This window comes from Okeania sp. SIO2C9, from assembly GCF_010672455.1.
Lineage (GTDB): Bacteria > Cyanobacteriota > Cyanobacteriia > Cyanobacteriales > Microcoleaceae > Okeania.
In genome coordinates, this window is record NZ_JAAHGO010000134.1 from 1 (window position 1) to 12,901 (window position 12,901).

Genomic DNA, 12,901 nt, shown 5'->3' on the forward strand with positions numbered 1-12,901 from the left:
TTAGGACTTGATTTTGGTACTTCTGGAGCCCGTGCAGTAGTTATTGACTCTAACTTTCAAGTTAAAGTACAAACACAGTATGTTTGGGAAAATACTCAGGAAAATAAATTGCCTCATGTTTGGCAAAAAGCTTTATTTAGCCTCATTTCTCATATTCCTCAAGAAATGCTAGGAGATATTCAAGCGATCGCTATTGATGGTACTTCGGCAACTGTACTATTGTCCAATAGTTATGGTAAACCTGTGACTGAAGCGCTTCTTTACAATGACAGTAGGGGAGTGACAATGATGGATAAGTTGAGAAGTATTGCTCCAGGTAATCATCCTGTTATTAGCGCTACTTCTAGTTTGGCAAAGTTGTTATGGTTGATTGAAAATGTTTCTCTGTCAAATAAAAGTTATTATTTTTTGCATCAAGCTGACTGGTTAGGGTTTTTGCTTCATGGAAAACTAGGAGTTAGTGACTATAACAATGTTTTGAAACTGGGTTATGATGTTGGCGAGTTATCTTACCCAAACTGGTTAACTGATTTTGTTAATTCTGAGGTTGCGGGAAATATTCTTTTACCAGAAGTCGTCACACCAGGTGCAATAGTTGGGAATGTTACTCCAGAAGTTGTTAATAGTCTTGGTCTTTCTCCTGAATGTGTTGTCTGTGGCGGTACAACAGATAGCATTGCTGCTTTTATTGCCAGTGGTGCTAATACTCCGGGAGAGGCTGTAACTTCTTTGGGTTCGACTCTGGTGTTAAAACTGTTGAGTCGTACTAGGGTTGATGATGCTAAATATGGAATTTATAGTCATCGTCTGGGAGATTTGTGGTTGGTCGGTGGTGCTTCTAATACAGGAGGTGCTGTTTTGCGATATTTTTTTACTGATGCTGAGTTGTCAAGTTTGAGTAGTCAAATAGACCCTAATGTTGAAAGTGGGTTAGATTATTATCCTTTGCTCAAGAAGGGCGATCGCTTTCCGATAAATGACCCAGAATTACTGCCAAGATTAACCCCTAAACCAGAAAATTCTGTGCAGTTTCTTCATGGTTTGCTTGAAGGTATTGCCAAAATTGAATTACGAGGCTATGAATTGTTGCAGGCATTAAGCGCAGCTACACTCACCAATGTCTATACTGCTGGGGGTGGCGCTAAAAATCCTACTTTTACAGCGATTCGGGGACGGTATTTACAAGTACCTATGAAGAAAGCTGTTTATACAGATGCAGCTTATGGTAGTGCTGTTTTGGCAAGCCGTCAGTTTATTGTACAATAGTTTTGAAATTTTTCGACCCACAAAAGCGATCGCCTTGGGGAATGGAATTATTGCACAGAGGGTGGTTTTAGTCTTTTGCCTGATTCTAGTAATAGAATAGATAAATCAAAAAAACTCCAACGTTATAGTTTTTCAACGGAGTTCTAATTTATTTATTGTACAATAGTTTTGAGATGTTTAACTGAGCTTTATTAGACCTCGCCTTGGGTACTTTTACAGCGATTCGGGGACGGTATTTACAAGTACCTATGAAGAAAGCTGTTTATACAGATGCAGCTTATGGTAGTGCTGTTTTGGCAAGCCGTCAGTTTATTGTACAATAGTTTTGAAATTTTTCGACCCACAAAAGCGATCGCCTTGGGGAATGGAATTATTGCACAGAGGGTGGTTTTAGTCTTTTGCCTGATTCTAGTAATAGAATAGATAAATCAAAAAAACTCCAACGTTATAGTTTTTCAACGGAGTTCTAATTTATTTATTGTACAATAGTTTTGAGATGTTTAACTGAGCTTTATTAAACCTCGCCTTGGGTAATGGAGTTATTGCACTGAAGGTTACTTCAGACTTTTGCCTGATTCTAGCAATAGAATAGATAAATCAAAAAAACTCCAACGTTATAGTTTTTCTAACGGAGTTCTAATTTATTTATTGTACAATAGTTTTGAGATGTTTAACTGAGCTTTATTAGCGATCGCCTTGGGGAATAGAATTCTTACACCGATGGTCAATTAAGGTTTTTGCCTGGCTCTAGCAATAGAATAGATAAATCAAAAAAACTCCAACGTTATAGTTTTTCTAACGGAGTTCTAATTTATCTATTGTACAATAGTTTTGAGATGTTTAACTGAGCTTTATTAGACCTCGCCTTGGGTAATGGAATTATTGCACTGAAGGTTACTTCAGACTTTTGCCTGATTCTAGCAATAGAATAGATAAATCAAAAAAACTCCAACGTTATAGTTTTTCTAACGGAGTTCTAATTTATTTATTGTACAATAGTTTTGAGATGTTTAACTGAGCTTTATTAGACCTCGCCTTGGGTAATGGAATTATTGCACCGAAGGTTACTTCAGACTTTTGCCTGATTCTAGCAATAGAATAGATAAATCAAAAAAAACTCCGACATTATAGTTTTTCAACGGAGTTCTAATTTATCTATTGTACAATAGTTTTGAGATTTTTAACGGACCCACAAAAGCGATCGCCTTGGGGAATAGAATTCTTACACCGAGGGTCAATTAAGGTTTTTGTTTGACTCTAGCAATCTTTATAGAGCAATCAAAAAAACTCCAACGTTATAGTTTTTCAACAGAGTTCTGATTTATCTACTGCACAATAGTTTTGAGATTTTTAACCAAGCTTTATTAGCGATCGTCTTGGGGAATGGAATTATTGCACCAACGGTTACTTCAGGCTTTTGCCAGACTCTAGCAATCTTTATAGAGCAATCAAAAAAACTCCAACGTTATAGTTTCTCAACAGAGTTCTGATTTATCTACTGCACAATAGTTTTGAGATTTTTAACCAAGCTTTATTAGCGATCTTCTTAGGGAATGGAATTATTGCACCGACGGTTACTTCAGACTTTTGCCAGACTCTAGCAATCTTTATAGAGCAATCAAAAAAACTCCAACGTTATAGTTTTTCAACAGAGTTCTGATTTATCTACTGCACAATAGTTTTGAGATTTTTAACCAAGCTTTATTAGGGATCTTCTTAGGGAATGGAATTATATCAAATCCGTTTAATTGCACATACAATAATCGCATCTACAGGGTTCGAGCATAGTCTAGGCAGTTGAGTTTCTTTCTTCTTGACACGCCCTAGAAATAAGTGGTTGAGTATTTTATACTAACTACTGACTACTGACTATTGACTATTGACTACTAAATTGATAGTGAGGTTATTTAACCGGATTTGATATTATTGCACCGACGGTTACTTCAGACTTTTGCCAGACTCTAGCAATCTTTATAGAGCAATCAAAAAAACTCCAACGTTATAGTTTTTCAACAGAGTTCTGATTTATCTACTGCACAATAGTTTTGAGATTTTTAACCAAGCTTTATTAGGGATCTTCTTAGGGAATAGAATTATTGCACCGACGGTTACTTCAGACTTTTGCCAGACTCTAACAATAGAATAGATAAATCAAAAAAACTCCAACGCTATAGTTTCTCAACGAAGTTCTTTTTTATCTATTGTACAATAGTTTTGAAATGTTTAACCGAGCGGAAATGATATAACATGGTCATAACCTACAGTAAAAAAGACCGTAATTTATCTTCATATTTTAGAAAGGTCTTGCTAAGATTTAAGTCCAGGTACTTATTGCTAAAGTTTGTACTTTTACAAGTTGATCGGGAAAGTATTGATAGATTATTTCTTAATAATTAAATTAGAATTTATAGCATTTTATTAGGACTTATTAGTTATTTATACTTATTGGCTTTTCTTTAAGAATTGTTGAGAAAATGCTGGCTATATTAGTTCAGGATCAATTTTAAGCTTCAAATTCACCCATCTGGGTGAAGCAAAAATTACCTGAATGAATGGGTTACTTTTTGAGTAATTTTAGTAGATAATAAAAAGTATCGAGTTGAGATGAACTTTATGAACAATGTTGTACTTTGCGAAAACAACAAACTCGTTGCTCAGGTTGCTAAATTAAGTGGAATGAATTCTATTGAAGCAGCAGAATCATTATCCGCACTTGAAAGATTTACTACTGCAGATTTTCGTAAAATTAGACGGGCAGATAAAGAAGGAAAAAACGAAGGGAATGTTAAAATTCTTAACAATTTTATGCACAAAATGCCCACTTATGATGGTGATATTTATCGGGGTATGTCTTTTAGTGAAAAATCAATAAAATCTTTTATTAAACAATTAAAACCCCACGGAGATTATACTTTAGATTCGGTCACCAGTTTTACTTCCGATCCAAAAATTGCTGAGACTTATTCTGGTCATTGTTACCAAGTAGTTATTCGGGTAAAGCACAATCATTCGGGAGTGTCTATTAGTGATTTTTCTGCAATGTATAGTGAAAGTGAAGTTTTAGTTCCCAAAGGTACTAAATATGAGGTAACTAATGTGCCTAAAGAAGTTAAAGCAGGGGAAGTTAATTATATTGACCTAGAAGAAATTTCTGTTAAAGGGGATAATTTTGAATATAACTAACTTTTAAGCAGAATTAAAGTTTTATTATTTACAGTTGAATACTTACCCCAAATCTCATAGCTGAATCCTTGTAAGCATTTCCTGCGGAATGCTGCGCAAACAGCTATTAGCTGTCAGCAACAAGACGCTTTTATATAAGACAGTGTTTAAATTAAAATAGGGCTTGCTGATTAATTCTCAAAGTATTGATAAATAAAAGTATTAGCCTTTTTGGGGTTCAAAAAAGTGCCAGCTTTTCGGTGCCCAGAGCTGCATAAAGCTAGTATTTTGGGCTGACTATGGTAGAAAAATCATTCTTAAAATTCTTACTCCTACCTCGTCGCTCATTCCCCGTTTTTCCCCTCCCCTCCTGGGAGGGGTTAGGGGTGGGTTGGGAGGGGGAGAGGCGAGGGGTGGGTTGTCTCCTGTCTCCTACCCCAGGGCAGCTGAAAAAGTCTTTTTTAAGGAGTAGGGGAGCGGGGGAGTAGGGGAGTAGGGGAGTAGGGGAGTAGGGGAGAATTTTTTTGCCCAACTATGCGCTAAAAGTGCTAACTTTTTGAGCATGAAGAGCTGAAAACCATGTACTTTTTCAATACCTAAAAAGGCTAAAACCTTTATCTGGTAATTATTTTAGATTTAATCAGCAAACCCTACTTAAAGATTATTTAACTGGCAAGAAAATAGTCATAATTTCCCCTTTTGTTGGTCGTTGTCTAACTACTAATTTTCCTCCTATTGCTTGAAAAAGATTTTTAGTAACTTTTAAATTTAAACTAAGATTACCTGTTTCTGGTTGAAACATTAATAAAGGACCGATAGATTTAAATGGTGTTTTTGTAGAACTGGTAAAAGGTGAGTGACTTTTTCCGCCCATATTAGAATCAGATTTAAGCTGCAATTTTAACTGACTTCCAGCTAACATTACCTCCACCTGCATAAGACTGCCAGAAGGTAAATTTCGTGAAAAGTTTTCAATCAAATTTCCTAATACTTGGTCAAGCATAACAGGGTCGCTAACAACTGTTGGCATTTTCGGAGGTAAAATAACTTTTAGAGTATGATTTCTTTGAGTTGCTTTTTGTTGCCAACGAGGTATACTATTTTGAAAGACTTGAGCTAGAGGAATAGTTGTTAATTGTAGGTATGAATGTTTTTCTTTTAATAGTTGCTGAGTTTCTAATTCTGTCGCTCTAAAAATTAGATTAAAACGGTCTATTTGGGAAGTACATTCAGCATCAATCATTTGTAAACGCTTTTTTATTACTTCTTGATTTAGATTAGGACGTTTTAATAAAAGGCGAGTTAAAGTCTGAATTGTTGCTAAAGGAGTTTTGACTTCATGGGCGATCGCTTGTAACAATTCTATATCGGGAGATTTGAAGTTTTCAATGGGAGATTTTAGTGATACAGTAGTTTCTGGGTCTTTTTGACTTTGGTCATCAGTATTGACTTCTAATATTTCATGTTTGTTATCTACAGTTGGTAAATTATCTAATAATAAACGACTAAATTTCATAACTATTTTATAGTCTGGTTCGCGGGGTGGAAATTTATCAAAAATACCGTCTAAAATTGCTAATCTTTTAGAATATATATCGATATTTTTTTGATGTTGATCGAAATTTTTAGAATAAAAATGGGTCGGTAATACTATTCGTTGACGTAAGATAATCCACGCTCTTTCAACTACTTCTGGGTCAAAAGAAAATAGAAAAGCTGGTGTATTATCTATGCTTTTTCCTAAGACCATAACCAAACTAAACTCAGCAGTTAAAACTAAACAAAACTGCTCATTTATTATTGGGTCTTGAGTTGATAAAGGTAGTATTGGTATAAAATAAGAAAAGGAATTTATACTATCTGCTGCTGGTAATAGAGGCAAACTTTGTCTTCTAAAAATAGATAACCAGTCTAGATTTTCCTGTATTTTACTGGTGAAAACTGAAGTATAAAAATTATTAGTTAAAGCAGGATTTGTTAAGATAGGAGTAGGACTAGATAATACTAATCCACGATATGATTTTACATCAGAAAATAACGAATTAGGAGTAGATTTTTTTGAATTTTTGATAAAATCTCTCTCATTTAATGAATAAATAGTTTTTATCATCTCCTGATTTTTCAAATCTTGAGAACCAGACTTTTTTGATGAATTTTCCAATAGTTGATTAACAGTAGCGATCGCACTATACCATTCCTTTTGAGCCTTTAAATACAAATCTTGATTTCTCTGTCTCATAGAAGGAGGAAAATTTTCTTTTGCCAGTTCCATTGTTTTTGTAGGCAAATCATCACTTGACATTTCTAGGGCAAAAATGTCACTTAAAGTTGGTAATATATAGTTATAGTTGTCCATTTTTTTCATAAAATAAATAAATAATCTTAATTTATTAACTGATAAATTTAAACTTTCACAGAAACTTTAACTAGTTTTGCTAAAAAGAATAGTAAAATAAAATGCAAAACTGTCAATCTTTTTTCTTGTCTTATATCTTAAATTTTGTGTATTAAGTTTTTCACCCAAGAAGAAAAAATTGGATAATATTTAATTAATGGGAAAATTGCTCCTCTTCCTTAGTTAGATTGAAACATTCCCCGATTAGTTGTCCCAAAAATAAGTAAACCATTAATACTTAGGGTATCGGTATTTATCCACTACTGATGTTGGTAGAACCGAACTAAATAACCGCAATCTCCGCTTATGATGATCAAAATCAATAATTTGATTGTTGACTTGACAGAAAACTGTAAGTAATAGCAATTCAGTTGAAATATGTCACAAATAATTTCGCTTCTGATAATGTGAAATAATTATTTGAAATTACTATAGTGTCAAAGTTTTTAGTCCTTGAAGAAAAAAGAAGACTTTCGTTATCTATAGAACCCATTTGATAGCTATATAATTATGGTAGTCAAGTCTTTTCGAGCATCAATTTTGAGGAAAAATCTGCTCTGAAGTGTTGAATTTTTTGTATTATTTCTCCCCATATCTTCCCTTTTCCCTTTTCCCTTTTCTCTCTTTCCTCTTACCGAATAATTAATAATTAATAATTAAATAATTCGCGCCTTGAAGCCTCCCCTTGGATAGGGGAAAAAAGCGGTCGTTTGCGGAGCAGTCCGTTAGGATGGGATGGCGAGGTCCCCTCGCCATATCCAATCGACCAAGACAGCGGTCGTTTGCGGAGCATGACCTTAGGATGGGATGGCGATGTCCCCTCGCCATATCCAATCGACCAAGACAGCGGTCGTTTGCTTTTGCTTTTGCTTCGCAAAGCTGGCGCAACGCAAAACTGGCGTAACGCAACGCTGACGCGAAACGCGACAGCGGAACGGAGTTCTCTCTTCGCAGCTTCCCCGTTGGGTGGGATGGCGAGGTCTGGGAGCCATATCCAATTGACCAACAGAAGAAATAGTATTTCCTTATATTCAATTCCGTAACGGTTAAAACCCGAGGTAATTATCAATTATCCATTATCAATTATCCATTATCAATTAATGAACTCTTACCGAAAAATTAAGGTTGTTGGTATTGATCTGGGATTAAAAGATTTTTGTCTTACCGAAAAATTGTGGGTATGCGCCTCCCCTTTTAAGGGGATAATAAAAAAAATTTTCATGAATTTGTCAATCCTCTCCTTTTCAAGGAGAGGTAATTATTCATTATTCATTATTCATTATTAATTGTTGAACCATGATGGTAGTAAAACTGCAAAATATACTAATCCTAAACACCAGAAAAAACATCAAATAAATTTAGCAAGAAAACTAGCTTTATTAGTTCGTAAGAACAAAGGAAGTAAATCAAAAAAAAAGCAGGCCAGCTAGTAGCTAGAGTTCACGAACGTATTAGTAATGCCCTTCAATACTTTCTACATAAATTATCCAGAAAAATCGTCAATGATAATCAAGTAGTGGTCGTTGAGAATCTCAAGGTCAAGGGTATGATTTGTAATCATCAGCTAGCTAAAGCAATATCTGATGTGGGATGGGGAATATTTGTCAATTTCCTTGACTATAAACTACAACAAAAAGGAGGCTTGTTAGTAGAAATCTCGAGATGGTTTCCTCGTTCTAAAACTTGCTGTAATTGTCTCTACCAAATGTCAGAAATACCATTAGATATGAGAAATGGACTTGTCCGAATTGTGGCACACACCATGACCGTGATGAAAATGCCAGCAAAAATATCACAATAGAAGGCATCAGACAATTATCGGTCTTGGAAGGACTGCTGCTGTTCGCGCAGAGTCCCGTAGGAAAGGAGGGGAAGTAAGAGCAAAAGGTGGGCTTCATTAATTGATAATGGATAATGAATAATGGATAATTACTTCTGGTTAAAACCGTTCTTAATTGAATATCAGAAAATCTGATTTCTTCACAGGAGTCGATTGGATATGGCTCCGAGACCTCGCCATCCCTCGACCGCTTTTTTCTCCTTAATTAAGGAGAGGCTTTAAACCTAATTGATTAATTATTAATTATCAATTATCCATTGGTAAGTCTGTCTTAAGGTATTCCCCTGTGAGTAAAGATGCCCCAACTTCAGCCTAGCAAGTTGGGGTAGTTCACCTTATCAAAACCTCTAATGCCTGTATTATTGACTGACGCAAAAAATATATTATCCGACTTGCTCGCTAATTATAGTTCTCAAGTGGATTATTTGGCCATTCGCCTAGAAGAATCTCAAGGAACAGATATTTTGTTGCGAGGCAACAAAATAGAAACCCTAAGCGAAGGTCTTTCCATAGGCGGTCAAGTTCGAGCTTGTTACCGAGGAGGTTGGGGTTTTGCCAGCTTTAATCAACTCTCAACCTTGAAAGACAGAATAGAAGAGGCGATCGCTGTGGCCAAATTGATTGGAGAAGAAGAAACCATTCTAGCTCCCATCCCCATAATTCAAGCAACTCATGCAGTTCATCTCACAGGTACAGATCCACGTCATATATCTTTGGCCAACAAAAAAGAACTATGCGAACATTATGGCCAAGTGTTGCGGAGTGTCGATGGTCGAATTGCCACCGTATCTGTTCGTTATGGGGACAGTACCCAAAAAGTAATTCTCGCTACTTCCGAAGGCACCATGTTAGAACAATGTTGGGTAGATATGGAAATACGCTTTGCTGCTACTGCTAGGGATGGGGAAACCGTACAAACAGGTAGGGAAACTACTGGTTCCCGCAAAGCTTATGAGGATTTAACTAATTTAGATAATTGTGTTCGTAGTGCTGCGGAAAGAGCTGTTAATTCTCTAGCTTTGCCTATTGTTCAAGGTAATATTTATACTGTAGTTATTGACCCAATTCTCACAGGTCTATTTGTTCACGAAGCTTTTGGTCATCTCTCGGAAGCAGATATGGTCTATGAAAATCCCGATTTATTGGAAGTGATGACAATTGGTCGGAGGTTTGGTCCGGAAAATTTACAAATATTTGATGGTGCTAAGGTGTCGCCCTTGCTAAAGGAAAATTTAGAAGAAGAAGTACATCGGGGTAGTTATATATATGATGATGAAGGTACTCCAGCAACTACTACCCAGTTGATTCAAGATGGTGTTTTGGTAGGACGTTTACACTCGCGGGAGACTGCGGGAAAATTGGGAGAAGCACCGACGGGTAATGCACGCTGTCTTGACTATCATTATCCACCTATAGTGAGGATGACTAATACTTGGATAGCATCAGGAAATACTCCTACTTCAGATTTATTTTCTGATATTAAGGAGGGAGTTTATGCTCGTAACTGGTTGGGTGGGATGACTAATGGGGAAATGTTTACTTTCAGTGCTGGAGAAGCTTGGATGATTAGAAATGGTGAGTTAGCTGAACCTGTGCGGGATGTGACTCTTTCTGGAAATGTGTTTGAGACTTTGGCTGATATTGAGGCGATCGGCGATGATTTTTTTTGGGATGAGTCTGGGGGTTGTGGTAAGGGTGGGCAAGATGGTTTACCTGTTGGTTGTGGCGGACCGAGTTTGCGTATTCAGAATGTTGTTGTTGGTGGGGATGCTTCTGAAGTCTGAAGTCTGAAGTCTGAAGTCTGAAGTCTGAAGTCTGAAGGAAGAGGGTGGGAAGTGTGGGAAGTGTGGGGAGTGTGGGGAGATGGGGATATCGAGAAAGATGTGGCAGTGGCGCTCAGATGGAACATTTTTTGGTTGTGCATTAGTAAAGTGTGGGATAAGTAAGTATGGCTGGCGAATCTCATCTCAAAGCACTGATATATAAAAAATTTAGCATTTTGGCCGCCAAAAAAGTGCAAATATTTAAGCTTGAGCGACCAAAAAGTTAGGAAAAGATACAGGTAGAATTATTTCTCCTACTTCCTCTGTCTCCCCACCCTCCCCAAACTTTCTTGACGCACAACCCATTTTTTTATACCGAACCCGAAAGGATTTGATATAACCCCTACTGAAATGACTCCTTTGCCAAAAACCCGTACCCCGTGCAAAGATACCATAAGGATTCTATAGCAATCGAAACAAAGGGGGCGGACATATCAAATGCTTAAAATTCAGACAACGCCAGATTTTTCCTTCTGCTATATAAAAAACAAAAATATAGCAATCACCGAATCAGATGTGAGAATTGAGGTGTTCCTTTAAAGGAAGGAATATAGCAGTTATCTTATTCATATATTTTATTTTTTTTCTTCTTCCCTATTCCCTGTTCCCTGCTATATATAAAAAACAAATATACTAAGGATAAAAATTTTATGACATCTCCACCTCTACTTCGACGAGAAATTGGTGTGTTCGACGCTACCCTTATGGGTTTAGGTTCAATTGTTGGTACTGGAGTATTTGTCAGTATTGGTATTGCTGCTAGTATTTCGGGTCCATCGGTAATTATTGCGGTGGCAATAGGTGCTGTTGTTGCTATCTGCAATGGCCTTAACAGCGCCCAGTTAGCAGCAAACCATCCTGTGAGTGGCGGTACTTATGAATATGGTTATGTGCGACTCGTTGGCCACTAAACCAGGAAACTGAGTATAAATGGCCGTTCCAAGTCAATACATGAGGACAACCTCGACTTGTTAATAACTCTTATTACCTTGGTGGTGAAATTCCATCTGCCCTGTTGTTGGGTTGACAGCATAGACCACATTGGTGAGACTGAACATCAAACTGGTGAAGCTGGTCTAAAAGCGGGACAATACCAGTTACCAGGAACGATACCGCGAGCAAAGGCCGACAAGTGGACGAACAGAAAGGTAATTAAACTCTCGTGAATTCAAACCACCCCAAAGGTAGCTATGGGATGTAGGACGAAAGTCAGAGGGTCAATGGATACTATTATGTAATCGATAGTGTCAGCAACCATGCAGCACCCTCCGGGAGATTTTGCCCCACTAAATCAGCCGTAAAAAGGAATAAGGGAACGAGGAAACCTCTCTAAGACACCTAAGAATATAGGTCGAGAACTTAGGAAGCCATTCAAGGTCAATCTACGCAAAGGACGTAGGTCTTAGGGAGAGTAGGATTGGGTAAAAAAGCAGTAATGCAGACTTGCCCACTGTTAGACGTAATGTAAGGCAATTAATAGTAATGAATAAAGCTCAGACACTAAAAAGAAAGTTAGGAAACCCTAAACCCTTTCTTGAGTGCGTCTTACATTCTGAGGAGACCTCAGAATTACGCACTCGCTTTTTAAGCGTAGCATGGGATAGAGATGATATGCCCTCACAAGTTTCAATTAATCCTAATCTTAAATGGAAGGATATTAATTGGAAGAAGGTAGAGAAATCTGTGTTCCGATTACAAAAATTGATTTACAGAGCATCCATGAGTGGCGAACTCCGCAAGATGCACAGATACCAAAAACTTCTTTTAAAAAGTTACTACGCAAGGTTGCTAGCTGTTAGGCGCGTGACACAGGATAACCAGGGAAAGAAAACTGCCGGAGTAGATGGAATCAAAAACCTGACACCCATACAAAGATTCAACTTGGTGAACCTACTCGCATCACGTTATCTCAAAGCAAGTCCCACCCGCAGAGTCTATATACCGAAACCAGGTAAAGATGAAAAGCGAGTGCTAATTGATGAGGTCTCCTCAGAATGTAAGACGCACTCAAGACAACGTTCATTAGGCATCCCTACGATGTACGATCGCGCGTTACAAGCCCTGGTTAAGTTAGGTATGGAACCAGAGTGGGAGGCACGCTTTGAACCTAATAGTTATGGTCTTTTCCGGTGGTCAACACATGATGCCATACAAGCCATCTTTGTTAGCATCAACAAAAAACCAAAATATGTGTTAGATGCTGACATATCCAAATGTTTTGACCGAATTAACCATGATGCGCTACTAGGAAAGATAGGTCAATCTCCTTACAGACGATTAATCAAACAATGGTTAAAGTCTGGAGTGTTTGACAATAATCAATTCCTAGAATCTGTGGAAGGTACGCCACAGTCCGGGGTAATATCACCCTTACTAGCAAACATCGCCCTACACGGTATGGAAGAATGCCTAGAT

At 37.2% G+C, this 12,901-nt stretch carries 7 protein-coding genes and 1 pseudogene; 7 read left to right on the forward strand and 1 reads right to left on the reverse strand.

The annotated features are described in order from the left end of the window. The 3 genes from F6K23_RS38415 to F6K23_RS38425 form a co-directional block, all read left to right on the forward strand. Positions 1-1,266 (forward strand): FGGY-family carbohydrate kinase (locus F6K23_RS38415; RefSeq protein WP_293166160.1); only part of this gene is annotated, 1,266 nt, incomplete at its 5' end. Between the two features lie 279 nt (positions 1,267-1,545). After that, positions 1,546-1,689, forward strand: coding sequence for a hypothetical protein (locus F6K23_RS38420; RefSeq protein ID WP_293166162.1), 144 nt, complete (start codon positions 1,546-1,548; stop codon positions 1,687-1,689). 2,190 nt (positions 1,690-3,879) lie between these two features. Beyond that, positions 3,880-4,449, forward strand: coding sequence for an ADP-ribosyltransferase (locus F6K23_RS38425; RefSeq protein WP_293166164.1), 570 nt, complete (start codon positions 3,880-3,882; stop codon positions 4,447-4,449). Between the two features lie 640 nt (positions 4,450-5,089). Here the strand turns inward: F6K23_RS38425 and F6K23_RS38430 are convergent. After that, positions 5,090-6,784: a sensor histidine kinase KdpD gene (locus tag F6K23_RS38430; RefSeq protein ID WP_293166166.1), complete on the reverse strand. Its 1,695-nt coding sequence runs from the start codon at positions 6,782-6,784 to the stop codon at positions 5,090-5,092. 1,334 nt (positions 6,785-8,118) lie between these two features. Between F6K23_RS38430 and F6K23_RS43050 the strand changes: the two are divergent. The 4 genes and pseudogenes from F6K23_RS43050 to F6K23_RS38450 form a co-directional block, all read left to right on the forward strand. Beyond that, a pseudogene (locus F6K23_RS43050) lies at positions 8,119-8,644 on the forward strand (RNA-guided endonuclease InsQ/TnpB family protein); the annotation flags it as partial. A gap of 369 nt (positions 8,645-9,013) precedes the next feature. Next, on the forward strand, positions 9,014-10,447 hold the full coding sequence (locus F6K23_RS38440) for a TldD/PmbA family protein (protein WP_293166168.1): 1,434 nt from the start codon (positions 9,014-9,016) through the stop codon (positions 10,445-10,447). Between the two features lie 689 nt (positions 10,448-11,136). Next, on the forward strand, positions 11,137-11,397 hold the full coding sequence (locus F6K23_RS38445; protein ID WP_293166170.1) for an amino acid permease: 261 nt from the start codon (positions 11,137-11,139) through the stop codon (positions 11,395-11,397). A 571-nt stretch (positions 11,398-11,968) separates the two neighbouring features. After that, on the forward strand, positions 11,969-12,901 hold a 933-nt coding region (locus tag F6K23_RS38450; RefSeq protein ID WP_293166172.1), incomplete at its 3' end, for a reverse transcriptase N-terminal domain-containing protein.